The 25,601-nt window shown below is 66.3% G+C and carries 21 protein-coding genes, 1 tRNA gene and 1 pseudogene; 8 read left to right on the forward strand and 15 right to left on the reverse strand.

What is annotated here, in order from left to right; all coding sequences use genetic code 11:
• Window positions 1-111 precede the first annotated feature (111 nt).
• Window positions 112-1,947: a class I poly(R)-hydroxyalkanoic acid synthase gene (gene phaC / locus AADJ02_RS05070; protein ID WP_341211912.1), complete on the reverse strand. Its 1,836-nt coding sequence runs from the start codon at window positions 1,945-1,947 to the stop codon at window positions 112-114.
• Window positions 1,948-2,070: 123 nt separating this feature from the next.
• Between phaC and phaZ the strand changes: the two are divergent.
• Window positions 2,071-3,306 (forward strand): annotated as a pseudogene (phaZ, locus tag AADJ02_RS05075) (polyhydroxyalkanoate depolymerase); the annotation flags it as partial.
• A 468-nt stretch (window positions 3,307-3,774) separates the two neighbouring features.
• Here the strand turns inward: phaZ and AADJ02_RS05080 are convergent.
• Both AADJ02_RS05080 and AADJ02_RS05085 read right to left on the reverse strand, forming a co-directional pair.
• Complete coding sequence (locus AADJ02_RS05080) at window positions 3,775-4,956, reverse strand: aminotransferase class V-fold PLP-dependent enzyme (RefSeq protein WP_341211913.1); 1,182 nt, start codon at window positions 4,954-4,956, stop codon at window positions 3,775-3,777.
• A 79-nt stretch (window positions 4,957-5,035) separates the two neighbouring features.
• Window positions 5,036-5,650 carry a hypothetical protein gene (locus AADJ02_RS05085; RefSeq protein WP_341211914.1) on the reverse strand — a complete coding sequence of 205 codons (615 nt, stop codon included), beginning with the start codon at window positions 5,648-5,650 and terminating at the stop codon, window positions 5,036-5,038.
• Between the two features lie 136 nt (window positions 5,651-5,786).
• On the opposite strand from AADJ02_RS05085, the gene AADJ02_RS05090 reads away from it, so the two are divergent.
• From AADJ02_RS05090 to AADJ02_RS05100, 3 genes are read left to right on the forward strand one after another with little or no spacing between them, the layout of a single operon-like run.
• A complete protein-coding gene (locus tag AADJ02_RS05090; RefSeq protein WP_341211915.1) occupies window positions 5,787-6,461 on the forward strand; it encodes a tyrosine-protein phosphatase in 675 nt (224 codons plus the stop codon).
• Window positions 6,458-8,251, forward strand: coding sequence for an ABC transporter ATP-binding protein (locus AADJ02_RS05095; protein ID WP_341211916.1), 1,794 nt, complete (start codon window positions 6,458-6,460; stop codon window positions 8,249-8,251). Before AADJ02_RS05090 ends, AADJ02_RS05095 begins: the two co-directional genes overlap by 4 nt.
• A 31-nt stretch (window positions 8,252-8,282) precedes the next feature.
• Complete coding sequence (locus AADJ02_RS05100) at window positions 8,283-9,020, forward strand: folate-binding protein (RefSeq protein WP_341211917.1); 738 nt, start codon at window positions 8,283-8,285, stop codon at window positions 9,018-9,020.
• Here AADJ02_RS05100 and AADJ02_RS05105 read toward each other — a convergent pair.
• Together AADJ02_RS05105 and efp are read right to left on the reverse strand one after the other, a co-directional pair.
• The gene (locus AADJ02_RS05105; protein WP_341211918.1) at window positions 9,017-9,844 is read right to left on the reverse strand and encodes an inositol monophosphatase; all 828 of its coding nucleotides are present in this window, start codon (window positions 9,842-9,844) and stop codon (window positions 9,017-9,019) included. The two genes, AADJ02_RS05100 and AADJ02_RS05105, sit on opposite strands and share 4 nt — an antisense overlap.
• A 120-nt stretch (window positions 9,845-9,964) precedes the next feature.
• Window positions 9,965-10,528 (reverse strand): elongation factor P, encoded by a 564-nt coding sequence (gene efp / locus AADJ02_RS05110; protein ID WP_341211919.1) that lies wholly within the window; start codon window positions 10,526-10,528, stop codon window positions 9,965-9,967.
• A gap of 231 nt (window positions 10,529-10,759) precedes the next feature.
• Here efp and AADJ02_RS05115 point away from each other — a divergent pair, with 231 nt between their 5' ends.
• On the forward strand, window positions 10,760-11,083 hold the full coding sequence (locus tag AADJ02_RS05115) for a DUF6280 family protein (RefSeq protein ID WP_341211920.1): 324 nt from the start codon (window positions 10,760-10,762) through the stop codon (window positions 11,081-11,083).
• Between the two features lie 98 nt (window positions 11,084-11,181).
• Here AADJ02_RS05115 and AADJ02_RS05120 read toward each other — a convergent pair whose 3' ends face one another.
• Window positions 11,182-11,751 (reverse strand): cobalamin biosynthesis protein CobQ, encoded by a 570-nt coding sequence (locus AADJ02_RS05120; protein ID WP_341211921.1) that lies wholly within the window; start codon window positions 11,749-11,751, stop codon window positions 11,182-11,184.
• Between the two features lie 80 nt (window positions 11,752-11,831).
• Here AADJ02_RS05120 and AADJ02_RS05125 point away from each other — a divergent pair, with 80 nt between their 5' ends.
• Window positions 11,832-13,280 carry a cobyric acid synthase gene (locus AADJ02_RS05125; protein WP_341211922.1) on the forward strand — a complete coding sequence of 483 codons (1,449 nt, stop codon included), beginning with the start codon at window positions 11,832-11,834 and terminating at the stop codon, window positions 13,278-13,280.
• A 4-nt stretch (window positions 13,281-13,284) separates the two neighbouring features.
• Here the strand turns inward: AADJ02_RS05125 and AADJ02_RS05130 are convergent, their stop codons facing one another.
• The 3 genes from AADJ02_RS05130 to AADJ02_RS05140 all read right to left on the reverse strand — a co-directional run bounded on the left by AADJ02_RS05130 (window position 13,285) and on the right by AADJ02_RS05140 (window position 16,375).
• Window positions 13,285-14,235: a hypothetical protein gene (locus tag AADJ02_RS05130; RefSeq protein WP_341211923.1), complete on the reverse strand. Its 951-nt coding sequence runs from the start codon at window positions 14,233-14,235 to the stop codon at window positions 13,285-13,287.
• 73 nt (window positions 14,236-14,308) lie between these two features.
• Window positions 14,309-15,685 carry a TolC family outer membrane protein gene (locus tag AADJ02_RS05135; protein WP_341211924.1) on the reverse strand — a complete coding sequence of 459 codons (1,377 nt, stop codon included), beginning with the start codon at window positions 15,683-15,685 and terminating at the stop codon, window positions 14,309-14,311.
• 36 nt (window positions 15,686-15,721) lie between these two features.
• Window positions 15,722-16,375 carry a protein-L-isoaspartate O-methyltransferase gene (locus tag AADJ02_RS05140; RefSeq protein WP_341211925.1) on the reverse strand — a complete coding sequence of 218 codons (654 nt, stop codon included), beginning with the start codon at window positions 16,373-16,375 and terminating at the stop codon, window positions 15,722-15,724.
• A gap of 450 nt (window positions 16,376-16,825) precedes the next feature.
• Here AADJ02_RS05140 and AADJ02_RS05145 point away from each other — a divergent pair.
• A tRNA-Cys gene (locus tag AADJ02_RS05145) sits at window positions 16,826-16,899 on the forward strand.
• A gap of 656 nt (window positions 16,900-17,555) precedes the next feature.
• Here AADJ02_RS05145 and AADJ02_RS05150 read toward each other — a convergent pair.
• The 6 genes from AADJ02_RS05150 to AADJ02_RS05175 form a co-directional block, all read right to left on the reverse strand.
• The gene (locus AADJ02_RS05150) at window positions 17,556-18,227 is read right to left on the reverse strand and encodes a hypothetical protein (RefSeq protein ID WP_341211926.1); all 672 of its coding nucleotides are present in this window, start codon (window positions 18,225-18,227) and stop codon (window positions 17,556-17,558) included.
• A gap of 157 nt (window positions 18,228-18,384) precedes the next feature.
• On the reverse strand, window positions 18,385-19,896 hold the full coding sequence (locus tag AADJ02_RS05155) for a multicopper oxidase family protein (RefSeq protein WP_341211927.1): 1,512 nt from the start codon (window positions 19,894-19,896) through the stop codon (window positions 18,385-18,387).
• 72 nt (window positions 19,897-19,968) lie between these two features.
• Window positions 19,969-20,298: a hypothetical protein gene (locus tag AADJ02_RS05160; protein ID WP_341211928.1), complete on the reverse strand. Its 330-nt coding sequence runs from the start codon at window positions 20,296-20,298 to the stop codon at window positions 19,969-19,971.
• Window positions 20,299-20,399: 101 nt separating this feature from the next.
• Window positions 20,400-20,540: a hypothetical protein gene (locus AADJ02_RS05165; protein WP_341211929.1), complete on the reverse strand. Its 141-nt coding sequence runs from the start codon at window positions 20,538-20,540 to the stop codon at window positions 20,400-20,402.
• A gap of 322 nt (window positions 20,541-20,862) precedes the next feature.
• Window positions 20,863-22,761, reverse strand: a complete 1,899-nt coding sequence (locus tag AADJ02_RS05170) for an alpha-amylase family protein (protein ID WP_341211930.1) — start codon at window positions 22,759-22,761, stop codon at window positions 20,863-20,865.
• A gap of 93 nt (window positions 22,762-22,854) precedes the next feature.
• The gene (locus AADJ02_RS05175) at window positions 22,855-24,117 is read right to left on the reverse strand and encodes a cation:proton antiporter (RefSeq protein ID WP_341211931.1); all 1,263 of its coding nucleotides are present in this window, start codon (window positions 24,115-24,117) and stop codon (window positions 22,855-22,857) included.
• A gap of 240 nt (window positions 24,118-24,357) precedes the next feature.
• Between AADJ02_RS05175 and AADJ02_RS05180 the strand changes: the two genes are divergently transcribed.
• Entirely contained in the window at window positions 24,358-25,596 is a 1,239-nt protein-coding gene (locus AADJ02_RS05180; protein ID WP_341211932.1) for a lytic murein transglycosylase, read from the forward strand.
• The last annotated feature ends 5 nt before the right edge of the window (window positions 25,597-25,601 follow it).

The raw sequence follows: 25,601 nt of genomic DNA on the forward strand, positions 1-25,601 counted from the left end.
CGGCGGCCCAGCTCTATCGAACTCGTGAGCTGAATATGCATGCTGCACCGCAGCATTTCAAGACTTATTTCTGCGGTGCAGCAAAAAATTTCCCTAGGGGCAAGATGCCCCCTATTCGGCCGCGAGTCGCCCCCCCGTCACATAGCGCCCCGGCGCTGGGCCCAGCGCGGGATGCGCCTTGGAGCCGGGCTGACGCGCGGGCACAAGCTCGCCCGAGCGCGGCTCCAGCCATTCGATCCAAGCCGGCCACCACGAGCCTTCGTGTTTGGTCGCGGCCTCCTTCCAAGCCTCTGCGTCCTTGGCGGGCTTGGCGTTGGTCCAGTAGCCGTATTTTTTCTTGGCGGGTGGGTTCACGATGCCCGCGATGTGGCCCGAGCCCGAGAGCACGAAAGTCTTGTCCTTCGACCCCATCTTCTGAACGCCACGCCAGCTCGAATCCCACGCCGCGATGTGATCGCTCTCGCAGCCCACAGCAAAGACCGGCACCGTCACCTCGGCGATCTTCGCCTCGTGACCCGCGATGGTGAAGCCGGTGGTGGCAAAGCGGTCCTCCTGACACAGGCCGCGCAGGTATTCGACCGCCATGCGGGCCGGCAGGTTTGTACCGTCGCCGTTCCAGTAGAGCAGATCGAAGGCGGGCGGTGCCTCGCCCATCATGTAGCTGCGGATCGCGGGCTGATAGATCAGGTCGCGCGCGCGCAGGAAGGAAAACGTGCGCGACATGTAGAACTTGTCGAGCACCCCTGCCGCGCGGGCCTCGGCTTCGATCCCGTCGACGAAATCATTGTCGAGAAACACGCCGACCTCGCCCTGGTCCGAGAAATCTGTGAGCGTGGTGAAGAAGGTGGCCGAGTTGACCGACTTGTCCTTGCGCGATTTCAGCACCGACAGCGTCATCGCCAGCGTCGTCCCGGCAATGCAATAGCCCACGGCGTTGACCTGTTTGACGCCGCAGATATCCTTGGCCGTCTCGATGGCCTGGATATAGCCGTCTTCGACATAGTCGGTCATGCCAATCTCGGCATAGCTCGGGTCGGGGTTGATCCAGCTCACCACGAAGAGCGTGTAACCCTGATCCACGACATGGCGGATCAGGCTGTTCTGCGGCTTGAGATCCAGAATGTAGTACTTGTTGATCCAGGGCGGGAACAACACGATCGGCGTCTCATGCACGTCCTCGGTCGTGGGCGTATACTGGATCAGCTCGAACAGGTGGTTGCGAAACACCACCTCGCCCGGCGTGGTGGCGAGGTTCTCACCTACGCGGAACGCATCGCCATCGGCCAGCGTGACCACGAGGTTGCCCTCGTTGGCCTCGAGATCGCGCACGAGGTTCTCCATGCCGTCGATCAGGCTCTGCCCATCGGTCTCGAGCGCCTTTTGCAGAGCATCCGGATTGGTGGCGAGAAAGTTGGTCGGGCTGAACATGTCGACGATCTGCGTCGCGAAATAGTCGAGACGCTTCTTCTCGCGCGGCTCCAGACCTTCGATCGAATCAATCGCCGTGCGCACGGCCTCGGCATTGGTGAGGTATTGCTGTTTGATGAAGGCGAACCACGGATGCGTGTTCCACAGCGGGTTGGCAAAGCGTCGGTCGCCCGGCGCGTCGCTCGACCCGGGCGCTGCAGCCCCCTGCACCATCTTCTGCTGCGTCTCGACGTAATGCTGCAGCGTTTTGCCCCAGTAGCCGAGCTGATGCTCCATTAGCTTGGCAGGATCTCGCATCATTTCAGACCAGTAGGTCCCCGCCGCCTTGAGGTAGAGATCGTGGTTCGGCCCCTGCAAGGCGGTAGGCACCTTGCGCCCCTGCCCCATCGCCCCGACGAGCCGCTGGGTCAGCGCCTCGATCCGAGCAAGATTGGCTTCGAGCCGTTCCTTGGCTTTCGTGGCCAAAGCGTCACCGCTCGTGGCCTCATCGGTAGCCTTGTCTTGATGGTCAGTTGTCATACGCCCTCCCACGCCCTAGTTTGCAGGTGCAGCATGCGGCCTGCCGGGACGGGCCTGCGCCCCGCGTGCCGCCGAGGCGGGGATGGCCCCGGCGGACCACTGACCCCTGCCTGGAGCAGTCATATGAAGTATATGCCCACCTACGACCTTATGGAAAGCATGCGCAACACCAACCAGTGGTTGGGGGCAACCGCGCGCGCCATGGGGGACCATCCGGCCATGGCGATGACCGCCAACCCGGCGATGCAGATCCTGCGCGCCTGGGGCGACGTGACCGAGCGCAGCTTTGCACGTATGGTGGCCAAGCCCGACTGGGGCATCCCCTCGATCACCGGCCCAGACGGCAAGGACCATATCGTCCGGGTCGAGACGCAGCTGGAGATGCCTTTCGGCGATCTGATCCGCTTCACGACCCCCGGCAGAAAATCGCCTAAGCGGCGCGTTCTTCTGGTTGCGCCGATGTCCGGCCACTATGCGACGCTTCTGCGCAAGACGGTGATCAGCCTGTTGCCCGATTGCGACGTGCACATCACCGATTGGCACAACGCGCGCGACATCCCCGTGAGCGCGGGCAAATTCGACGTCGAGGACTACACCAAATACGTGGCCGAGTTCATGCGCCACCTCGGGCCCGATCTGCACGTGATCGCCGTCTGCCAGCCGGTGCCGCTGACGCTCGCGGCCACCGCGATGCTGGCCGAGGACGACCCTTCGGCGCAGCCGCGCTCGCTGACGCTGATCGGCGGGCCGGTCGACCCGGATGCCGCCGCCACCGACGTCACCGATTTCGGCAGCCGCGTGACGATGGGCCAACTCGAGCATTCGATGATCCAGCGCGTCGGCTTCAAGTACAAGGGCGTGGGCCGCGAGGTCTATCCTGGCCTGCTGCAGCTCGCTTCCTTCATCGCGATGAACGCCTCGACCCATGCACAGGCCTTCACCGACCAGATCTTCCGCGCCGCGCATGGCAAGTCGTCCGATCACGACAAGCACAACCAGTTCTACGACGAGTATCTCGCCGTGATGGACATGACGGCCGAATTCTACCTCTCGACCGTCGAGCGGGTGTTCAAATCGCGCGACATCGCGCGCAACGCCTTCACCGTCGATGGCCGGAAGCTCGATCTGGGCAAGATCACCTCGGTCGCGGTGAAGATCGTCGAGGGCGAGAAGGACGATATCTCGGCGCCGGGCCAGTGCCTCGCGGCGCTCGACCTGCTGACCGGTCTTCCCGACGACAAGAAGGCCGCGCATCTGGAGCCGGGCGCCGGGCATTACGGCATCTTCGCAGGCTCGAGCTGGCGCAAGAACATCCGTCCGCTGGTCCTGCAGTTCATCGACGCAAATTCCGACGCGCCCGCCAAACAAGCGTCCAAAGTCGAAGCGCCAAAGGCGAGCCCGGCCAAGCCCGTCGCTGCCGCCGCCAAGCCCGCGAAGGCGGCCAAGGCCAAAACTGCGTCGAAGCCCGCCAAGACTGCGTCGAAGCCCGCAGCCTCCGTGAAAGCGGACGCCCCCGCGAAGGTCGAGGCTGCAAAGGCCGAAAGCCCCAAGCCGGCTGCCGAACCCGCTCAGGCCAAGGCCGCCAAGCCCGAAGCCAAAGCAACGGAAGCCAAGCCTGCCGAGGCGCCGAAGCCCGCGCCCTCGAAGCCGACGTTGGTCAGCACGAACGATCCCGCGCCGAAACCGGAGGCCGCGAAGGCCGAAGCACCCAAGGCAGAGACGCCAAAGCCGATGGAAGCCAAGGCCGACGCGCAGAAGGCCGTCGAGGCCAAGACTGATGCACCGGCCCCGTCCGAGACGTCGAACCGCGCCTCCAACAGCTAAGCCTCAGGCGGCTGCCAGCGATCTGGCCGCCGCCGCCACGCCCCCCGCGGCATGCGGGATAGACAGCGCCGACAGCCCGGCCTCGATCACCCCCAGCGCCCCCAGCACCATATGCGCGTTCACGTGTCCCATATGGCCGATGCGGAACCATCCCTCGGGCGGCGTCCGCCCCAGCCCGATCCCCAGTGTCACGCCCATCTGGGTTTCGCACCACGCGCGCAGCCGGTCAGCATCCGGCGCGCCCAGATGGATCGAGGTCACGGCATGGCTTCGGGCCTGCGCCTCGCGCACCCCGAGCCGCATCTCGCCCTCGCGTCCCCAAACCTCCACCGCCGCCCAAATCGCGGCGGCAAGGGCGGCGTGGCGTCGCCAGACGTTCTCGACCCCCTCCTCGACGATCAGATCGAGGGCTGCGCGCAGCGCATAGAGGTGATGGGTCGGCGCGGTGCCCGCGAAATGCTGGTAGTAGAGTTCGGGCGCGGCGCGCGGGGTCCAATCCCAATAGGGTGTGACCATGTCGGCCCGTTCTCGCGCCTCGGCGGCGCGTTCATTGAAGAAGGCAAAGCCCAGCCCCGGGGGCGTCATAAGACCCTTCTGGCTTGCCGTGATGGCGACATCGACGCCCCACGCATCCATCTCGAACCGGTCGCAGCCCATCGAGGCGATGCAGTCGGCCATCAGCAGCGCGGGATGGCCGCAGGCCCCCAGAGCGGTGCGGTACTCGGCCATTTCGGCGCGCACCCCGGTGGCAGTGTCGACGTGGCAGGCAATGACGGCGCGGATCTCGTGGCGCGAGTCCTCGCGCAGACGTGCCTCGAGCCGATCCGGCGTTACCGGCCCGGCCCCGTCGCTCTCGATCACCTCGACCTGCGCCCCTAGCGCACGCGCCGTCGCGGCCCAACCCTGTCCGAAATGGCCCGAGACCGGCGCCAGCACCCTGTCGCCGCGCTTGAGCACGTTCAGCAGCGCCGCCTCCCACATGCCATGACCGTTGGCGATGTAGATCGCGGCGTGATGGTCGGTGCCCGCGATGCGGCGCAAGTCGGGAAGCAGCGTCGCGGTCATCTCGTGCAGCGCACCGGTGTAGATGTTGGGCGCGGGTCGTTGCATCGCCGCGAGCACCCGGTCGGGCATGACCGAAGGGCCGGGAATGGCGAGATAGGGGCGGCCGTGGGAAAGCGTCATGCGGGGGCCTCGGAGGCAATGGGCAGGGGGTTGTTCGGCGCGCAGCCTCGCGCCGCCCGGGCCTGTCGTCAACGCCCCTTCAGCGCCCCAGGGCCCGCGCCAGCGCCGCCTCGACCGATGCCACCTCGGCTTCGCCGTCTTCGGGCATCGCGCCGTGCAGGTTATTGAGATCACTGACATAGCCGCGGATCTGCTCGCGCAGCGAGGCGCGGCTGCGATCGGGCAGGATGCCGGCGTCGCGCAACTGCGCTTCGGTGGTCGAAGCCTTCTCCGGATACTTCGTCAGATCGGCGAGCCGCAGCCCGGCCGTGACGCCGCGCCCGCGCGAAAAGAAGCTGCGATAGTCGCGCACCGCTACGAGCCCCATGGGTTCGGGTCCGATCCCCGCTGCGTGCAACCTTTTGAACATGACCCAGTTCTCGGCCACCCGGCGCAAAACCGGAGTGGAGAAGGCGCGCGCCCAATCAGGGGCATTGCTACGGGTGTCAAAGCCTCCCAGCACTTCCTCGCGCTTTGGGGCCTTGTGGTAGATGCAGTGCTGCAGCCCGGCCACGGCATGCATGATCTTGACCTGCGGCCCCGGCAGGTAGACCGCCCAGGCGCCCCACTTCACCCGGCATATCCGCCCGGCGACCACGGCATGGCTCGGCCAAAGCCGTACCCTGTCGATCACCTCGACCCGTTCCTCTTCCATGCCCGTGCCTCCTGTCTGCACCTCTGCCCTAGGCCGCGAAACGGTCACCGTCAAACCCCGCCCTCGAAGCTCCGCCTGCTTGCGAGGGGGGGCCGGGATGCTTATGCAAGGCCGGATGCACGCGATGGGATGGACGATGAAGTTTCTCGACGATCTGAGAGCCTGGGAACGGCGTACCCGCACGCGGCAGCACGATCTCGACGACGCGGCGGGGCGCCGCCGCGCGCTGGCGAGCTACCTGATCCTCGATCATGCGCTGCTGCGCTACTGGTGGACCAACTTCCACCTCGTGACCCCCGGCGTGTTCCGTTCGAACCAACCGACGCATGGCCGGTTCGAACGGATGGCCAAGATCGGCATCCGCACCGTCATCAACCTGCGCGGTGAGGGCGCGCATCCGCGTTACCTCTTCGAAGCCGAGAGCTGCCGCGCCTTGGGGCTGCGGTTGGTTTCGACCCAGCTTTCGGCCCGGCGCGCCGCCCCGCGAGAACAGATTCTGCGGCTGTTCGCGCTCTTGCGCGAGGCCGAGCGTCCTGTCGTGATGCACTGCAAATCCGGGGCCGACCGCGCGGGGTTCGCTTCGGCGCTGCATCTGCTGGCGGAGGGCCATTCGCTAGACGAGGCGCGCCGACAGTTGCACCCGCGTTTCCTGCACTTCCGCCGATCGCGCACCGGTGTCCTCGATCACATCCTCGACATGTATGCCGAGCGGTTGCAGCGCGGCCCGATAGGCATCGAGGAGTGGGTCGCCACCGAATACGACCCGGATATCGCGCAGCGCGGATTTGACGCCACGCGGACCGCGACATGACTGCGGCCCTGCGCTCCCCCGCCGACGCTTCCCCCGGCACGCCCCGCCCCGATCGGCGGGGTCTGTTCTTGTGGCTATGGCGCAACTACCTGCGCCAGCACTGGCGCTGGCTGGTCGTGGCGATGGTGTTGATGGCGATCGAGGGCGGCTCTCTCGGCCTCTTTGCCTCGATGATGAAGCCGATGTTCGACGAGGTCTTCGTCGCCGGCAAGACCGAGGCCCTCTGGGTCGTCGGCGTCGTCGTGATGGGCATCTTCCTCGTGCGCGCCGTGACCTCGCTTGCCCAGCGGGTGATCATGACGATGATCCGTGAACGCAGCGCTGCCGAGCTGCGCTCCGATCTGCTGTCGCATCTCATGCGGCTCGACGGCGGTTGGCATCAGGCGCATCCGCCAGGCTATCTGATCGAACGCGTGCAGGGTGACGTCGCCTCGATCAACCAGGTCTGGGCTGCCCTCGTGACCGGGGCCGGACGCGACCTGACATCGGTGGTCGCGCTGTTCACGGTGGCGCTCTCGGTCGACTGGCGCTGGACGCTTGTGGCTCTGGTCGGCATCCCGATCCTCGTGCTGCCGTCGCTCATCGCGCAGAAATACGTCCGCCGCCGCTCGCGCAGCTCGCGCGAGATCGCGGCGCGCATGTCGACCCGGCTCGATGAGGTGTTCCACGGCATCGCGCCGATCAAGCTCAACGGGCTAGAGGGCTACCAGTCCGAGCGCTATGGCCGGCTGATCGACGCGCGGGTGCGCGCCGAGGTCCGGGCATCTTCGGGTCAGGCCGCGATCCCCTCGATGATCGACATCATGACCGGCCTCGGGTTTCTGGGTGTGCTGTTCTACGGCGGCGCCGAAATCATAGCCGGTGACAAATCGGTGGGCCAGTTCATGGCCTTCTTCACCGCCATGAGCCTCGCCTTCGAACCATTGCGCCGCTTGGGCAACATCTCGGGCCAATGGCAGACGGCGGCGGCGAGTCTCGAGCGGATGCGCGCGATCTTCGACGCGCAGCCTTCGCTCACTTCGCCCGCGGCACCCCGCCCGGCCCCCACCGGCGCGCCCGAGATCCGTCTCGATGACGTGCGTCTCGCCTACGGCGATCTGCCGGTGTTGCGCGGCGCGAGCTTTACCGCGCGTGCCGGGCGCACCACGGCGCTTGTCGGGGCCTCCGGTGCGGGCAAGAGCACGGTGTTCAACCTGCTCGCACGTCTCGTCGACCCGCAGTCGGGCGAGATCAGCATCGGCGGCGTTCCCACGCGTGCGCTGGCGCTCGAGGATCTGCGCGGGCTGATCTCGGTCGTCACGCAGGACGCGTTACTGTTCGACGAGACGATCCGCGACAACATACTTCTGGGCCGCACCGATGTTTCCGAGACGCGGCTGCGTGAGGTGCTCGACGCGGCACATGTCTCGGACTTCCTGCCGCGCCTGTCCAATGGCCTCGACAGCCCCGCCGGCCCGCGCGGCTCGGCCCTCTCGGGCGGGCAACGCCAACGCGTGGCCATCGCGCGTGCGCTGCTGCGCGACACCCCGGTGCTGCTGCTAGACGAAGCGACGAGCGCACTCGACACCAAATCCGAGTCGGTCGTGCAGCAGGCGCTGGAGCGGCTCAGCGAGGGGCGCACGACGTTGGTGATCGCGCACCGTCTCTCGACCGTGCAGGGGGCCGACAGCATCGTGGTGATGGATCACGGCGAAGTCGTCGATCAGGGCAGCCATGCCGAACTTCTGGCGCGAGGCGGCATCTATGCCGATCTGCACGCCTTGCAGTTTCGCGACGCCGAGACGGGCTGACGCCGGACGCGCGCGGGCCTATGTAGGGCGCATGACACAGGATCGCACCATCATCGCCGTCACCGGCACCGACCGCGAGGAGTTCCTTCAGGGGCTCGTCACCAACGACATCGCGCGGGCACGAGGCGGCCTCGCCTATGCCGCGCTGCTGACGCCGCAGGGCAAGCTCATCGCCGACTTCTTCGTGAAGGGCGAAGCGGACCGCCTCTTGGTCGACGTGGCCTCGGACGTGGCGCCGCAGCTCTTTCAAAGATTGTCGATGTACAAGCTGCGCGCCGACGTCGCGTTGGCCGAGGCCGATCTCAAGGTCTCGCGCGGCACCGGCTCCGCGCCTGCGGGCGCGCTGCCCGACCCGCGCCATACGGCTCTGGGCTGGCGGCTCTATGGCGCGAAGGCGGGCGACGACGGCAGCGATTGGACTGCGATCCGGGTCGAACACCTGATCCCCGAATGGGGCCAAGAGCTCGGTCCCGAGACCTATATCCTCGAGGCGCACTTCGAGCGGATGGGCGGCGTCGACTTCAAGAAGGGGTGCTACGTTGGCCAGGAGGTCACGGCGCGGATGAAGCACAAGACCGAGCTGCGCAAGGGTTTTGCCCGCGTCGCGGTGACCGGCGAGGCCGAGCTGGGCGCGCCGATCATGACGGGCGACAAACCGGTTGGCACGCTGCACAGCCGGGCAGGCGACCGCGCCATCGCCTGGCTCCGGTTCGACCGTGCCGGAGAGGAAATGCGCGCCGGTGACGCCCGCGTGCGCCTGATCGACTAGAGCAAGGCCGGACCGAGACGCGCCGCCGCCGCCTCCCATGCGGTCTCATTCGCGGCGGTAAGCAAGTAGCCCGCGTCGCGCGCCAGCCCGAGGTGATAGTCGCCCCCGTCCAGCATCCGCGCCACGCCGCCCGCGCGCTTCACCGCCAGCGCCCCGGCGGCATGGTCCCAAGGGTTCAGCACGGCGGCGAGGGCGACCTCGGCGTGGCCTTGGGCGATCAGCCGGTATTCGTAGCAGGCACAACGCAGCCCGCCGACCCGCCCGAAGTCGGGAAAGGTCGCAGCCAAACCTGCGCGCTTTTCGGGGGCCACCAGCGCCAGTGGCAGGTAGACGGTCATCAGCGCGGGATCGACGATCGCCGAGGTAGCAAGGCGGCGGCGGGTGCCATCCGCCGCCACCATCTCACAAGGGCCGTCCTCATGCGCCTCCACCCGGTCGTCGAGCAGCGGGTCGTAGAGGATGCCATGCGTGACCCTGCCCCGCGCCCCGAGGGCGAGGATCATGCCGAAGAGGGCGAGACCGCGCGCGAAGTTCCATGTGCCGTCCACGGGGTCGATGATCGCCGACAGCTCCGCCGTGCCCAAGCCATCGAGCAGCGTGACATCGGCGGACACCGCCTCCTCGCCCACGATCAGAGCGCCCGGCAGCCGCGCGCGCAGCGCCTCGGTGATGCGGGCTTCAGCGGCAGTGTCGGCCTCGGTGACGAGGTCGTGGGGATTGGATTTGATGGCGATGTCGGCAGCGCCAAGGGTGCGAAAGCGTGGCAGGATCTCGGCCCGGGCCGCGGCTCTCAGGATTGTCGTCAGCTCGTCGTTGTCGATCATCGCCCCATCTCCCGCCAAACGAAAAGGGCGGCCCCGGAGGAGCCGCCCCGTCATGGCGCAGTCTGGCGATCCTTGCCCCGGCCGCAAGGCCGGTGTGACCCGCGGGGGGCCTCGACCGGATCAGGCGCGCTCGGCATATTCCATGGTCTCGGTGTTGACGATGATTTCCTCGTCCTGACCGACGAAGGGCGGCACCATCACGCGGATGCCGTTGTCGAGCAGCGCCGGCTTGAAGCTGTTGGCCGCCGTCTGGCCCTTCACGACCGGCTCGGTCTCGACGATCTTGCAAGTCACCTTCTGCGGCAGGGTGACGTTGAGCGCCTCCTCACCGTAGTATTCGATGTGCACCGTCATGCCGTCCTGCAGGAACGGGCGACGCTCACCCAAAAGCTCTGCGGGCAGCGCGATCTGGTCATAGGTTTCGCTGTCCATGAAGGTCAGCATGCCGTCGGTTTCGAACAGGAACTGCTGGTCCTTCTGATCGAGACGCACACGCTCGACCTTGTCGGCGGAGCGGAAGCGCTCGTTGAGCTTGGAGCCGTTGCGCAGGTTCTTCATCTCGACCTGTGCGAAGGCACCGCCCTTGCCGGGTTTCACATGATCGACCTTCACGGCAGCCCAGAGGCCACCATTGTGCTCGAGAATGTTGCCGGGGCGGATTTCGTTACCGTTGATCTTGGGCATGTCGGTCCATGTGACGGAATTGAGGCGATGGGTTGATCGAGATTGGCCCCCGCCTATATCTCGCGGGTCGACCCAAGGCAAGCTGACCCAGCCCCGCAAGGTTGTCATGTAACGAGCCATGCACTCACGTCATGGCTGCCATTCCGAAAACGGCGGCCCGAATCATGGCAAAAACGGGCTAGTCACCGGGACGCATTGGCGACAAGAGCAAAAAGAACGTAAGGAAGCATGATGAAGGATTTCGTTGACGGCACCGCCTACAACAACGAGCAGGGCAACCGCGCCCGCAAGCTCTTCGCGGCCGTCGTCCTTGCCGCTCTGGATGACGCGATCGCCGACGACAAGAAATACGGCAATGGCCCCGAGCAGATCGCCCGCTGGGCCCGTTCGCGCGATGGCCGCGAAGTGCTGTCCTGTGCGGGGATCGACCCCAATGAGCGTGTCGTTTCGGGCCTGATGGAATTTGTCGGCAAGGGCGTGCGCACCTCGGTCGCGCTGTCGCGCGAAGAGAGCGAGCGCCGTCACGCCGCGGAACTCGAATCCCGCGCCGCCTGATCCGCCACCCTCTCTACCGGTGGCTACGGCCTTGAAAAAACGCGGTCTTCCCAACAGAAAGACCGCGTTTTTCTTTGTCTGCGATGGCAATAGTGGCGCTACATCCAGAAATGCCAGCCGCCCGCCGACACGGCTTCGGCAAGCATCAACGCGACCAGCACCACGCGCAGCCCGATGCCCCGGTGCAGCCAGAGCATCCATCCCGTGAGCACCGCCGAGGTGGCCAGTTCGGCGGGACCGATGATGCCGCCATAGCGCGACTTGTCCCAGTAGCTCAGTGGTGAGGCGAACCTCCAGTCCGTGAGGGGCCAGAGCTGCGGGCGCGCGTCCTCCCCATGCAGCAGAAGGTCGAAGCCCAGATGCAACACTCCGGCTGCAAGAAAGGCCACGAGCACCGGTCGTCGCAGCCACAGCGCGAGGATCAGCGCCAGCGACCAGAGCGGGATCGAGTTGTCGACGGCGAAGACCGCCATCCATGCGTCCGAGAAATAAAGCTGTCCGAAGATCTCGCGCGTGTCGGCCCCCTGCCCCCAGCGCGCCCAAGCCACCATCAGATAGAGCGACAGGTCCGGCACCAGCCCGCCCACCAGCGCCGCTGTCGTGACGCCAACGCGGCCCGGCCGACCGAAGGCCGCCGCGCCGAAGATGAGATGGGCCGGTGTGTTCATGCACTTTTCCTTCCGCGCTCCCGCGCCTAGACAGCTAACTCAGTCGAGGCGGACCGGGAAGCCGGGCAATCGGAGGGCGCATGACACGGGCGATCATGATCCAAGGCGCGGGTTCGAACGTCGGCAAATCGATGATCGTCGCGGGGCTGGCACGCGCGGCCCGCCTCAGGGGCCTCTCGGTGGCCCCATTCAAGCCGCAGAACATGTCCAACAACGCCGCAGTGACAGTGGATGGCGGCGAAATCGGCCGCGCGCAGGCGCTGCAGGCCCGCGCTGCCGGGATCGCGCCTCTCATCGACATGAACCCGGTGCTGCTCAAGCCCGAAAGCGAGACCGGTGCGCAGGTCGTGGTACAGGGCCAGCGCCTTACCACCGCGCGCGCCCGCGACTATGCCGCGCTCAAGCCGCAACTCATGCCGCGGGTACTCGAGAGCTTTCGCAGGCTCGCGGGGCGGCATGACCTGATCCTCGTCGAGGGGGCGGGCAGCCCGGCAGAGGTGAACCTGCGCGCGGGCGACATCGCCAACATGGGTTTTGCGCAGGCCGCCGGCGTGCCCGTCGTGCTCTTGGGCGACATCGACCGGGGCGGCGTGATCGCACAGCTGGTCGGCAGCCATGTCGTGCTCGCACCCGAGGATGCCGCGCTTATCCAAGGCTTTGCGGTGAACAAGTTTCGCGGCGACGCCAGCCTCTTTGCCGATGGCATGGCCTTCATCGCCGCGCGCACCGGATGGGCCCCTCTGGGCATCGTGCCACACTTTGCCGATGCTTGGCGGCTGCCCGCCGAGGACGCGGCCGAGATCGCCTCGCGCCCCGGTGGGCCGATCAAGATCGCAGTGCCACGCCTGAACCGCATCGCCAATTTCGACGATCTCGATCCCCTCTCGGCCGAGCCGGACGTCAGTGTGGTCATGATCGAGCCGGGTCGCCCCCTGCCCGGCGACGCCGATCTGGTGCTGATCCCCGGCACCAAATCGACCATCGCCGACCTTGCCGCGTTTCGCGCCGAAGGCTGGGACATCGATCTTGCGGCGCATCTGCGGCGCGGCGGACGGATCATGGGGATCTGCGGTGGTTACCAGATGCTCGGCCGCAGCATATCCGACCCGCAAGGTATCGAAGGGCCGCCTACGACCGTCGCGGGGCTGGGGCTGCTGGACGTCGAGACGGTGATGCACGCTGAGAAGCGGCTCGGGCTCATCGAGGCGCGACTGTGCCATGACGGCACACCGCTCAGAGGCTACGAGATTCATATAGGGCAGACAGGCGGGGCCGATCATGCCCATGCCTGGATCGAGATCGACGGTCGCCTCGAAGGCGCGGCGAGCGCAGACGGACGCGTGCGCGGCTGCTATCTGCACGGGCTGTTCGCCGACGACCGGTTTCGCGCGCAAATTCTCGCGGAACTGGGCGGCACCGGGCGCGTGGCCTATGACGACGGCGTGGATACGACGCTCGATACGTTGGCCGCACATCTGGAAGAGCATCTCGACATTGATCGTCTTCTGGCGCTTGCGGCTCCGGTCTGATGCCTCAGTCGACCTCGCCGCTCGCCAAGGCGCGGAAGATTTCGCGACGCACGAGTTTGCGCAGGTTGCTGGTGATCCGGTCGCCAAGCGGACCGCGCAGCTCGTCGCGCAGCACTTCGACGATCAATTCCCGTAGCATAGCCTCGTCGATCTGTGGCGTCTCTACGGAGGTTTGCGCGATCGGCTCGACATCGGCATTCGCGGCCGTCTCGGCTATGGGTGCACCCACCACCGGCTGAGGCTCGAAAGCTTCGGCGCCTTCTTCCACCAACGCGGTGACCTCTGGGGAGGGCTCGAAAGGTCTCGCGACCGACGCCGTGGCCTGATCGGAAGCGGGTGTCGTATCGAATGCCGTCTCGTCGGAGAGCCCGTCGTGGAAACCGGCTTCCGGCACGGGCGCGACCTCTGCCGGGCGCTGATCGGTCGGAACCTGCGGTTGGGAATTAGCATGGCGACGGCTGAGGAACGGAGCATCCTCGGCACGGGCCTGCGCCCAGTCCATCACCGGGGCCGGTTCGCTTCCATCGGGCTCCCACTCGTCGACCTGATGGGTGATCGCGGCCTCGAGCTCGGCAATCGTCGCTTCGAGCCGCGAACGCAAAGCCGAATCCTGCGGCTTGCGCGCGGTTGGGAGCGACGGGGCTTGGAAATCGTCGTCCAATGCGTCCGGTTCGGTGGCCAAGGTACGACCAGGGCCTGCCGGAAACGGTGTGGGCGCCGTGACGCCCTGCGGCTCGGGCCGGCCGGCGACACGCAGCGCCGGGGTCAGCACCAATGGCGCATCGGCGCGACGCTCGGCACGTCCGCGCGTCGGAGGCACGGAGGCTTGCAGCGCCGGATCGACCGGGCGCGGGCCGGACTTGGCAGACGTTCCATGCGGGTCGCCGTCCGCAAGCAGCCTGCGGATGGAGGACAGCACATCCTCGATTTCGACGCTCTTGACGGGATCGGACATGTTCTACCCTGCTTGCCTCGGGTGAAGTCTAGCGAAGGCCGCGGCACCCGGCAAGAAACCTGCCGGGCACCAGTTAACGGCCGATGGCTTCGAGGACACGGTCGAGCGCGCGACCCTGAGCCGATGTGCCCGAGGGTGCGTTGCGCACGAGGTTGTAATAGGCGGCCGGGTCGTAAACCTGCACCGCCAAGCCAAGCTGTTGCGCATCGAGAGTCCCGACCGCGGACAAGATGACATAGGTAGCCAGCGTCTCATCGATTTGGGCCGACACGAGCGAGGCGCGCGCGTCGAGCAGATCCTGCTCGGCATTGAGCACGTCGAGCGTGGTGCGCGCGCCGAGTTTGGCCTCTTCACGCAAACCGTCGAAAGCCACCTGCGCGGCCCGCACCTCTCGGCCCGAGGCCTCGATGCTGGCACGCGCGACGGTCAGCTGCGTATAAGCATTGGCCACAGCCTGCTCAACCACACGGCTGACCCGCAACAGTGCCGACCGCGCGGCATCGCGCCGCGCCTTGGCCTGCCGCACTTGGCTCGCAAGCGATCCACCGGTGTAGAGCTGCTGACCGACCGAAAGGCCGATCTGCTCGCTGTCATCGAATTCGTCGTCGATCGAAACGCTGCCTTGCAGCGTCAGCTCGGGACGACGAGAGGCGTCGGCGCGCTGGATGTTCAACTCGGCCACGGTGATCGCGTGCTGCGCCTCCACCAAGGCCGGGTGGTTGCGCCGGGCGAGAGCCTGCGCTTCGGCAAGGGTGCCGGGTATGCGGGCGTCGGGCGCGGCGGCGAGGCTGCCAGGCTTGCGGCCGACGGCGGCGGTAAATTCAGCCTGGGCATCGGCGAGGCTACCCTCTTCGGAGGCCAGCAGGCTCCGCGCTGAGGCAAGTCGGGCCTCGGCCAGCGACACATCCGTGCGGGTAACTTCGCCCACCTCGAACCGGTCCTGCGCGGCACGCAGCTCTGAAGTGATCAGGCGCAGGTTGTTGCGGCGAAGTTCGACGAAGGCACCAGCCCGCTGGACCTCCATGTAGGCTGTGACGACACGCTTCAGCAGGTCCTGTTCGATCTGACGCAACTGCTCGCGGGTCGAAAGCACTAGGGCCTTCTGGGCATCGATAGCATATCGGCTTTGCCCTCCATCGTAGAGCAGCAAAGAGGCCGACAGCGTCGCGGAACTGCTGATTTCGTAGGGGTCGACGCCGACGGCGTCGCGAAGCGGCCCGCTAGTGGAGAAAGACGACTGTGCCGACCAACTGATGATCGGTCGCAGCGTCGCCAAGGACTGCGCGACGTTCTCGTCGGCCGCGCGCAGCAGAGCCCGGTTCTGCTCCAGCAGCCCGCTGTGCTCGTAGCCGTAGGACAGCGCGTCCGCGAGCGTCTCGGCCCGCGTCGCGCCGGCGAGGGCGGCGGCAAGACCGGCGCCCAGAATCAAGCTTCCCCAAAATCGCCGCATATCGCCCCGCCTTGTTTTTTCTTGTTGCCCGAAAGCTTACAACACGAAGTTCCGTGTCGACTCGAAGCCCTTAAGAAGGGGGGCTCCGGCATTGAAGGCGAACCGCCACGAAATCCGCCCATCGATCTTGTAACCGATTCGAACCACGCCGAGCGCGCCTTCTGCAAAGATCGCCGCAACCCGCCCGCCTTCGCGCAGCTGATCGGCCAGCGCATCAGGAAAACGCTCGATGGCGCCTTGCAGGATGATCACGTCGTAAGGTCCGCTCTTGGGTGCTCCGTCGGGCAGCGCGCCACAGATCACGGCGGCGTTGTCGACGCCATTCTCGGACAGGAGCGCCTGTGCTTCGGCTGCCCGCGCTTCATCGTCCTCGACGGCGGCCACGAAACCGGCCAGCCGCGCCAGCAGAGCCGTCGAATAGCCAAGCCCGCAACCCAGATCGAGCACCGCATCCTGCGGGTCGATCTCTAGACCGTCGAGCATCTTGGCCAGCGTGCGCGGCTCAAGCACCACCCGATCGCCGCCGAGGGCAAGGTTCTCGCCAACATACGCAGCTTCGCGCATCGCGGCAGGGACATATGTCTCTCGCGGAACCCCGAGCATCGCGTCGATGATCGGAAATTTCGTCACGTCCGAGGGCCGCACCTGAGTGTCGACCATGAAGACGCGGCGGGTCGCATAATCAACCACGGACCGGACTCTTTCGTTCAGTTTCGCCATGGCCCTGATGCCACAACCCCGGCGGAGCGGCAACTGCGCAAGGCCGCCGGGGCAACTCTGCGCGCCCAAGGAGACCTGCGGGCCACACCCGCGCCCATGCCGCACCTCCGAGCCGGCGGACCCGAATGCATCAGCAAAACATGGAGACAATTGCCTCTTCGGTTTGTTTCCACGCATGACGCATGCCCCTCCCCTTGCGGCCTGAAGCGGCTGGTGTCCGACGGCCGCCTCTCCCCGCTTTCATCCAGCCTGCGTCTCTTCGTGAGGGAATCGCTATGAGATCGGACGACAAACCGCGCTGACCCTGCCCTTTCCACAACGGAGGCCTCACTCCCCCAAAGTCCCGGAACCGCATAGTCGCATGGAAGCTGTCACCCCCTCTTGCGGCTCAGTTCGAACATTTATATAGGAACGGCGGCTGGCGGGTTGGCGGAGAGGTTACGCAGCGGATTGCAAATCCGTGTAGACCGGTTCGATTCCGGTACCCGCCTCCACTAATTTCCCGAGGTCTTGCGCTTAGGCTTGCCACTCGGATGCGGACGGCTTGCACTTCCGTCGGAGGACGCGAACTCCAATAAATCATCCTTTCTGTTCCCTAATCATTAGCTTGGCACTCAACTCGCTGAACGATGAAGGCATACCGGAACATTCTGCGATCCTCGTCGACCAGATCCGTCACGCCGAGGGGCAAGGCAGAGCACCGAGGCCCAACGCTGTTTCGGTCACACGTGAACCATGAGGCCACCTTGGCCGCAGAACGAGTAGGTTATTCGCCTGATGTGATGCCGTGGATAGCCTTTGCACCACCGTCGTGTGCGATGAATTGGATCGTGTCCCACGATATGGTGTCGCTCTTGGTGGCCTGACGAGTTTCGGCGCTACTGCCGAGCTCGATCTGCGATGCGCGCGACGAGACCGTCAAGACACAGGCAGTAGGAAAACGGCTGCTCGGCGCCTGACGCGCAGTGCCCGAAGGCATTAGCCGGTACCTCGCCTCGGGGCCTCCATCTCCTACAAACATGCCACGTGCAGCGCCCCCGACCGGGCCGCGTCATGCAGGCAAACGGCCCTCCGGGAGGGAGGGCCGTCCGATATGCATTCGCCGGTTCTGCCGAGCCGTAGCATCAGAAGGGGGAAAGCCCCCGCCGTGTCAGTGTGCGACGACGGCACCGGGCGTGGCAGGCTCTGCGCCCTCGATCATCTCGCCACCATGGCCACCGGCTGCGTCATGCCCGGACATGGCCGAGGCGCCGTGATGGTCGTTGCCGGCTTCGTCGGCATGGGTCATCGCAGTTGGCCCGCCGTGATGGCCGAGGCTGGCGGGCAGGCTTTCCGCATAGGCGCGCAGGCCAAGGTGGAACACCGCCGCGAAGACGAGGCCTGCCCCGATCATCAGCAGCCAATTCTTACGGTGCAGGACGTAGCCTTGGCGGATCGCGAAGGCGACCGAGGAGATGAAGACGCCGATCGGCGCGCTGTAGCTGGCGAAAATCGGGGTGTCATTGAAGTGCTGCGCCGCGCCGGAGACCATGCCGATGCCGACCGCCAAAAGCAAAGACACCAGCACGTATTTGACAACGTTGTCGCCGAGGATGCCGGTCTTGAACAGCACCTCGTTGAGATAGGAGCCGAAAGCGAACAGCACGGCGCCGATCGCCATGAGGACCAAGGCGTAGACGCGCATATCCGGCTGGGCGGCATGCACGATGGAGCCTGAGATCAGGCCCATGCCCAGGAACATGGTGAGGTAGGAAAAATAGGGTTTGAAGACCTCCCACGGAGAAGTGAAGGTCACGTCGTTGGGTTGGGCGTTTGCCGACATCTGGTCGAATCTTTCGTTGAGTTTGGTGTTATATCCATCGCCTCGGCCGACCTGGTCGAAGCGAGCGGTACAGGCGGCGCCGTAGGGGACCGCATGAACCCCAATAGCTATCGGATCAAAAATGCCGGCTGCCCGGGCGCGGGCAGCTGGGGCGTCCTCAGCCCGCCGAGACCGCGAACTCGGTCATCATGCCGGTAGCGAGGTGGGGCATCTGGTGACAATGCAGCATCCAGCGTGCCGCCTCTGCGGCGTCGAGCGCCACTGTGACGGCGGCCATCGGCGGCACGTAGACCGTGTCGCGCAAGGCTCCTGCGAAGCGCAGCCCGTTGATCTCCACCACTTGGAACACGTGCCCGTGCAGATGCATCGGGTGGCCCATCGAAGACATATTATGGAAGGTCAGCTCGACCCGCTCGCCGCTGATTGCCGGAACGGGTTGGCGCTCCTCCCAGACCTTGCCGTCGATGGTCCAGACATAGGGCTGCATCTGGCCGCCCAGCATCACCATCCGCCGGGCGTCCACCGGGCGCTCGGCGAGCGGCGAGACGGCGCGCAAGAGGCCCTCCTGCTCGAGCTTGAGATCGAAGGCGGGTGCTGCCTGCTGCGCGGTGGCGGCGAGCCTCTCGACCTGCGCCCCCTTGCTCGCCAGCACGATGCCAGTGCGCTCGAGCGCGCCCTCACGCAAGGCCAGCACCGGGAAAGCGCCGCCGCCCGGCAGGTCGATCTCGATATCGAGGCGCTGCGCCATCGCCGCCCCGAAGCGGCGGCCCGGCAGCGGCTGCACCGGGTGACCATCGACGGCGACCAGCCGGGCCCGGGTGGTGCCGGTGTCGATCCAGAAGGTGGTCGCCGCAGCGGCGTTGATCACCCGCAGCAGCACCCGCCCGCCCGGTTCGACCTGCACCACCTCTGGGTCCGACAGGGTGCGGTCATTGGCAAGGTAGGCGTCGAAATCATAATCGTTGAGGTCCGCGCTCATCGGCGTGTCTTGGGACATAGCGCCGTGGTCCATCCCCGGCGTCGCCGCACCGCCGCCCGCCATTGCGCCGTGATCCATTCCGGGCATGGCACTGTCCATGCGCATCCCGCCCATCGCCGACATGGCGCCGTGATCCATGCCCTGCATGGCCATGCCGGAGGTGATCTCCTCCATCACCGCCTCGGGCGACTTGAAGGAAAAGTCGTGCAGGAACATCACAACCTCCTGCCGGTCCGCGGCGAGATCCTCGGCCCGCCGCACGATCAGCGGCGCGGCGAGCATGCCGAGTTCCTGCGTCGGGATGTGGCTGTGCATCCAGTGGGTGCCGGCGAGCGGCGCGAAGTCATAGTCGCGGCTTTCTCCGGGCGCGAGCGGCGGCATCGGCAGGTTCGGAACGCCGTCCTGTGCGTTGGGCGGGATCTGGCCGTGCCAATGGATCAGCGTTTCGAGATCGAGCTGGTTCTCCAGCCGCACCGCGAAGCGCTGGCCCGGATCGAGAGAGAGACCGGGACGGCCGTCGGGGCCGAGCAGTCCCATGACGGTCGCCGCACGCCCGTCGATGTCGAGGGTCCGGCTTGTGGCGCGCAGTGCGAGCGGGGTGCCCTGCCCCCGCGCAAGGCCGGGCATGGAAAGGGTCGCGGCCATGGCCGCGCTGGCGGCGAGAAAGCCGCGGCGTGAAATCTGGGTCATCTGTCTGTCATCCTTGCGGCGAAGCGCGCCGCGCGTGAAAGGTCCCGGCAAGCCGGGGCGGAAACACGGGGTTCAGACGCGCTTGGGTGGCTGCTGGGGTGGTGCCGGTGCGCACCCGCTGAGCAAGAGGCAGGCGGTAGCCGACGGGCCGTCGGCGACGCGCGCCAGCTTGCGGTAACCCTCGGGGCCAGCAAAGACCGGACGTTGCGCAAGGCACATCAGGGCGCAGGCCGCGTCGGTGGAGATGTCGTGAGGAATTGTCGGTTCGTGGCTCTCGACATGATGTGCCGTGACCCGCGACAAACCTGACACATCACCGCCGAGCCCCCAGCCCGCAAGCAGCAGCAGCACTACCCCGATCAGGGCGGGCAAGGCAGAGAGGGGATGGATTCGGCGGGTCATGTCGCCGCCACAAATGGCATGTCCCGCACCCTGCGCAAGTGGTCGCATGCCGGATCGGCATCACATCGGCGCCATACAGTGCGCGCGCCCCCCTGAGACGGTCAGTCGGTGTCGTTTTCGCGTTGCAGCGCTTGCACATATGCGACGCCATTGCGGATATCGACATTGGTCTGCATCTTGATCGCAGGCATGTTGCCGAAGCCCCAACGGTGCAATTTGACGCCGTTACGCACCGCGGCCAAGAAGGCGCCATCGTCGAGACAGCTCGCCCGCTGCTCAACCGCTGGACAGCGCCCTTGCAGTCCAGCCTCCCTCCACCAGTTTCGTCGTCCGGATAAAGGTGGCGGACATCAGCTCCGATCCTGCCTGCGTTACAGACCCGCACCTGCGAAACGAGAGGGCTTGTACGGCGTTCCTCAGCTGCTGCGCTTCTCAGTGGGATGAACCGAGCCAGTGGACCGCGGCCCGCTCTGTAGATGGCATGCGGGGGCCGGGAACTTCGATCAGGATCCAAGTTTGCTTTGTGCTTCGCAGTTGCGCTCGGATCCTTCCGTCCTCAAGTGCCTAGCGGATCCAGACGCGGGCATGTGGCGGCAAGGCAATTGCGCCATGCGCATCGAGAACCGGGGCGTCGGAAAGCACGTCGTGCAGATCGCGCGCGCCGTGCTGAATCATCCAGCTTGCGGGCATGTGCTGCCAAGTGTTGGTGAAATTGAACAGGCAAACGACGCTGCCCGTGGGGGCGCGGCGCGCAAAGGCAAACAGCGCGGTGTTGCCTGTGCGCAGGATCTCGGTGGGGTAGCCCGCGTGAAACTCGGGCGTTGCCGCGCGCCGCGCGAGGATATGGCGCAGCCCGCCGCGTATGCGCCCCGCCGGACTGTCGGTGGTGTGCTGCGCCGACTGGGCCACGTCCCAATCCATCCGCGGCCGATGCAACCAACGGCTATCATGCCCCTGCGCGGGATCGCTCGCATATCCATAATCGTTCAAGAGTCCGATCTCGTCGCCCATGTAGACCAGCGGTATGCCTCCGAAGCTCGCGATCAACGCATGGCCCATGAGGATGCGATCGATGGCATGGGCCACGCCTTGTGCATCCCCGGCATCAAGCGCGGCCTCGAGCCCCGCCAGCGAAGCACAACTGCCGCTGATCCGCTTGTCGCCGGTCTCGGGATTGAACTGGAACAAGGCGCCGCGTGAGAAGGTGCCGGGATACACGCCCTCGTAGAAATCCGACAGAAAGGCACGGTGTCGCGGCCCCTCAAGCCCCACCGCCGCCGCGTCCTCGTCGGTCACGGCCCAGCCGATGTCGTCATGGCACCTCAGGTAGGTCGCATAGGTGGCATTGGTCAGCACGGGTGGGAAATGCGTCGACATGACATGGGTGAGAAGCTGCGTGTCGCGCGCCGCCAATGATGACCAGAACTGCACCATCAGCGAATTGTGGTAGGCGAGGTTGCCCTCCTTGCCGTCATGTTTTCCCCGCCCAAGATAGGGCAGCATCTCGGCCGGGCTGACGATCGCTTCCTCGAGATGGATGACCGCCGGGGCGGCGATCCGGCAGGCCGCGCGCAACGCCTGCAACAACATGTGGCACTCGGGTTCGGACTGGCAGCGCGTGCCCATCCGCTTCCACAGGAAGGCCACCGCGTCGAGCCGCAGCACCTCGACGCCGCGATTGGCGAGAAACAGCATCACCTCGACCATCTCGACAAAGACTTGCGGGTTGGCCCAGTTGAGATCCCACTGATGCTCGTTGAAGGTGGTCCAGACCCATTTCCCCATGTCGTCGTAGTAGGTGAAGCTGCCCGGCGCGTTGTCCGGGAAGATCTCGACCAGCGTCTCTTCATAAGCCTTGGGCAGCGTGTCGTCCGGGAAGGTCAGGTAGTAGTCGAGATAGGCCGGATCGCCCGCGCGGGCCTTTTGCGCCCAATCGTGTTCCTTGGCGGTGTGGTTGAGCACGAAGTCGATGCACAAGCTCATGCCACGCGCGCGGGCCGCCGCCGTGGCGGCTTCGAAGTCGGCCATGTCACCGTAGGCGGGGTTGATGGCACGGTAGTCCTGCACCGAGTAGCCACCATCGCTGTCGCCCTCGCGCGGCTTCAGGCAAGGCATGAAATGCACATAGGTGATGCCCAGCTCGGCAAGATAGTCGAGCTTGTCGATCACGCCCTTCAGATCACCGGCAAAGCGGTCGATGTAGAACACGTAGCCGTTCATACCGGGGCGCTGGAACCAATCGGGTTCAAGATCGCGTACGAGGTCCAGACGCTTGAGATCGGCGGGACGGGCCGCCCAGCCCGCACGCAGCGTCGCATCGAGCCGCTCGCGGAAGGCGTTGAAGCCCGGATGTTCGCCATAGAGGCTGTCGAGCATGCTCCACAGGTCATCGCGGCTGCGGGCATAGCGCAGATCGAAGACCGTCTCGTCGGACAGGGTGGCGGGGCTGGTTGCTGTCGTCATCTGGGCACTCCGGCAAAAATTGTAACGCTCAACGCCCGCACGGTCGCGAGGCCCTCGGGGCGGCATCGTTTCTGACGCCGAGGTCCGCGCGGATCAACTATCCCGCGCAGGTTGCGCCTCGCTCGATCGCTCCATAGCCCAACCGACGCTGAAGCCATGCAGCAATGTGGACCCAAGGATGACCAGCGCCACGAGTGACCACAGCGAAGCCTCGTCGATGAACTCGATGTGGCTGCCCGCGTAGCACAGGTAGTAGATCGAGCCGATGCCGCGCACGCCGTAGACCGCGACGATGGCCCGGTCGCGCCGGTCCATCCCCGCCCCCGTCAGCGCCAGCCAGCCCGCGACCGGCCGGATGATCAGCAACAACACTGCCGCCACCGCCACTTGGGGCCATGTCAGGTCCGAGATCAGCAACGGCAACACCGTGCCCAGCGCCACCAGTAGCCCCGCTGTCAGCGCGTGTTCGATCGACTCGGAAAAATCATGCAGGCGACGGTGGAAATGATGGTCCTCCTCGATTCGCCGCAGCGTCAGCCCAAGGATCGCGACCGAGATGAAGCCGTAACCCTCGATCAGCTCGGTCGAGCCATAGCACAGCAGGATCCCCGCCAGCGCGATCACCCCCGACCCGGTCTCGGCCAAGGCAGCGTCGCGCGGCAGGCGGAACAGCACATAGCCCAGCGCCTTGCCGCCGATCCAGCCCATCGCGACACCCACCGCGATGCGGTAGACGACATCGAGCAGGAACCAGTCCATCGCCCAAGCGCCGGGGTTCAGCCCTTCGGCGGCGATGATCAACCCCAGATAGACAAAGGGAAAGGCCAGCCCGTCGTTGAGCCCGGCCTCGGTGGTCAGGGTAAAGCGCACGGGGTGTTCGGCCCCCTCCTGTGGCGGACCAACCTGCACATCGGCGGCCAGAACCGGGTCGGTCGGCGCCAGCACGGCCCCCAGTAGGATCGCCCCCGCCGCGGTCATGCCGATGAGCCCCGCGCCCAGCACCGCGACGGCAAAGATGGTCAGTGGCATGGCGATGCCCAACATCCGGAACGTCGGCCCCCAGCGGGTCCAGGGGCGCAGTTCGTCGATGCGCATGCCAGAGCCGAACAACGCCACGATGACCGTAAGCTCGCTCACAAGCTCCCATGGCAGCGGCGTCTCGCGCGGGTCGGGCAACGTGGCGAGGTCGGGCAGCAGCAAGGCGATGCCCGCGCCGAACAGGATCATCAGCGGCGCGGCCGCAGGCTCGCGCCGCGACACCAGCCGCGGCAGCCACCGCGCGAGGATGATGATGATCCCCACCACCGCGAGCGCCACGTGATAGCGGTTGAGCCCGAAAAACGCCTCGTCCTGCATCTGCCCCTGCCTTCTCAACGTCGTTTCGTCACAGCGCAAACTGCGTCGCGCCCCTGCCATGGCAAGTGTGATCGTCGCGGCAGCGGCCTGCCCGGCGGCGACAGGGAGACCAAGCGGGATCGCGCCGCCCCGTGCCCGGCGCGGGTGACAGCCTGCCGCAAGGTCCCTAGTCTTCGGCCCGACCGGCGCGTCCGACCAGCATGGTTGACGCCTTACGCCCCAAACCGAACGGACAACCCCATGCTGCGCCTCGTGCTCCTTTTCCTGGCCCTCGCCCTCCTGCCCGCGACCCTCGCCGCACAGGACCGCGGATCGGTCGAGCGGCAGTTCAGGGGCTGGCTCGAACAGGTGATCTGGCCCCGTGCTCGGGCCGATGGTGTGGCGCGCGGCACCTTCGAGGCGGCCTTCACGGGCGTCTCACTCGATTGGGATCTGCCGGATCTTGCCCCGCCCGGCGCCCCCGCGCAGCCGCTAGGTCGCCAGCGGCAGGCCGAGTTCGGCAGTCCCGGCGCCTATTTCGGACGCGGCGCGGTCGATGGCGCGGCTTCGGTGGGGCGGCAGATGGCGGCGCGCCACGCCGGCGTGCTGGCACGAGTCGAGCGGGCGACCGGCGTGCCCGGTCACATCATCCTCGCGATCTGGGGCCGCGAGAGCGCGTACGGGCGCGCCGCAATCCCGCATGACGCCTTTCGTATCCTTGGCACCAAAGGTTTCATGGGCCGCCGCTCGGAGTATTTCACAAACGAACTCATGGCGGCCTTGCGCATCGCGCAGGCCGGTCATGTTCCGGCACGGTCGATGAAGTCGAGCTGGGCCGGGGCCCTCGGTCAGCCGCAGTTCATGCCGTCGAACTTTCTGAAATACGCCGCCGACGGCGACGGTGACGGACGCGCCGACATCTGGCGCTCGGAGGCCGACACCATCGCTTCGATCGGCACCTATCTTGCCCGCCACGGCTGGGTCGCAGGGCGTGACTGGGGCTTTGAGGTCGTGGTGCCGGGCAGCGTCTCCTGCGCGCTCGAAGGCCCCGATCAGGGCCGTGCGATCCGCGACTGGGCCGCGATGGGCGTCAGTCGGGTGTCCGGCAAGCCGTTTCCCGAGCATGAGGCGCGCACCGAAGGATTCTTGATGATGCCAGCCGGGCGGCATGGCCCGGCCTTCATCGTGACGCCCAACTTCTATGTGCTCAAGGACTACAACATGAGCGATCTCTACGCGCTTTTCGTGGGTCATGTGGGCGACCGCATCGCCTATGGCTCCGGCGATTTCGCGGGCCGCTGGGGGTCTGTCGGCGGGCTGATGCGCTCGGACGTGGCGGCGATGCAGCGCGCGCTCGAAGCCAAGGGTCACGACGTCGGCGGGGCGGACGGGCTTGCTGGCTACAAGACCCGCCGCTCGATCGGACGCTGGCAGCAGGCGACGGGGCAAGCCGCCACCTGCTTTCCCGAAAGCCCGATGAAAGCCGCGCTGGCCCGCTGATCCCA

The organism is uncultured Limimaricola sp. (assembly GCF_964022235.1).
Classification (GTDB): Bacteria; Pseudomonadota; Alphaproteobacteria; order Rhodobacterales; family Rhodobacteraceae; genus Limimaricola.

Bases quoted from the DNA above. Each gene is read 5' to 3' on its own strand.
- phaC (WP_341211912.1), bottom strand. From the start codon at position 1,947: ATGACAACTGACCATCAAGACAAGGCTACCGATGAGGCCACGAGCGGT.
- AADJ02_RS05080 (WP_341211913.1), bottom strand. From the start codon at position 4,956: ATGACGCTTTCCCACGGCCGCCCCTATCTCGCCATTCCCGGCCCTTCG.
- AADJ02_RS05085 (WP_341211914.1), bottom strand. From the start codon at position 5,650: ATGGAAGAGGAACGGGTCGAGGTGATCGACAGGGTACGGCTTTGGCCG.
- AADJ02_RS05090 (WP_341211915.1), top strand. From the start codon at position 5,787: ATGAAGTTTCTCGACGATCTGAGAGCCTGGGAACGGCGTACCCGCACG.
- AADJ02_RS05095 (WP_341211916.1), top strand. From the start codon at position 6,458: ATGACTGCGGCCCTGCGCTCCCCCGCCGACGCTTCCCCCGGCACGCCC.
- AADJ02_RS05100 (WP_341211917.1), top strand. From the start codon at position 8,283: ATGACACAGGATCGCACCATCATCGCCGTCACCGGCACCGACCGCGAG.
- AADJ02_RS05105 (WP_341211918.1), bottom strand. From the start codon at position 9,844: ATGATCGACAACGACGAGCTGACGACAATCCTGAGAGCCGCGGCCCGG.
- efp (WP_341211919.1), bottom strand. From the start codon at position 10,528: ATGCCCAAGATCAACGGTAACGAAATCCGCCCCGGCAACATTCTCGAG.
- AADJ02_RS05115 (WP_341211920.1), top strand. From the start codon at position 10,760: ATGAAGGATTTCGTTGACGGCACCGCCTACAACAACGAGCAGGGCAAC.
- AADJ02_RS05120 (WP_341211921.1), bottom strand. From the start codon at position 11,751: ATGAACACACCGGCCCATCTCATCTTCGGCGCGGCGGCCTTCGGTCGG.
- AADJ02_RS05125 (WP_341211922.1), top strand. From the start codon at position 11,832: ATGACACGGGCGATCATGATCCAAGGCGCGGGTTCGAACGTCGGCAAA.
- AADJ02_RS05130 (WP_341211923.1), bottom strand. From the start codon at position 14,235: ATGTCCGATCCCGTCAAGAGCGTCGAAATCGAGGATGTGCTGTCCTCC.
- AADJ02_RS05135 (WP_341211924.1), bottom strand. From the start codon at position 15,685: ATGCGGCGATTTTGGGGAAGCTTGATTCTGGGCGCCGGTCTTGCCGCC.
- AADJ02_RS05150 (WP_341211926.1), bottom strand. From the start codon at position 18,227: ATGTCGGCAAACGCCCAACCCAACGACGTGACCTTCACTTCTCCGTGG.
- AADJ02_RS05155 (WP_341211927.1), bottom strand. From the start codon at position 19,896: ATGACCCAGATTTCACGCCGCGGCTTTCTCGCCGCCAGCGCGGCCATG.
- AADJ02_RS05160 (WP_341211928.1), bottom strand. From the start codon at position 20,298: ATGACCCGCCGAATCCATCCCCTCTCTGCCTTGCCCGCCCTGATCGGG.
- AADJ02_RS05170 (WP_341211930.1), bottom strand. From the start codon at position 22,761: ATGACGACAGCAACCAGCCCCGCCACCCTGTCCGACGAGACGGTCTTC.
- AADJ02_RS05175 (WP_341211931.1), bottom strand. From the start codon at position 24,117: ATGCAGGACGAGGCGTTTTTCGGGCTCAACCGCTATCACGTGGCGCTC.
- AADJ02_RS05180 (WP_341211932.1), top strand. From the start codon at position 24,358: ATGCTGCGCCTCGTGCTCCTTTTCCTGGCCCTCGCCCTCCTGCCCGCG.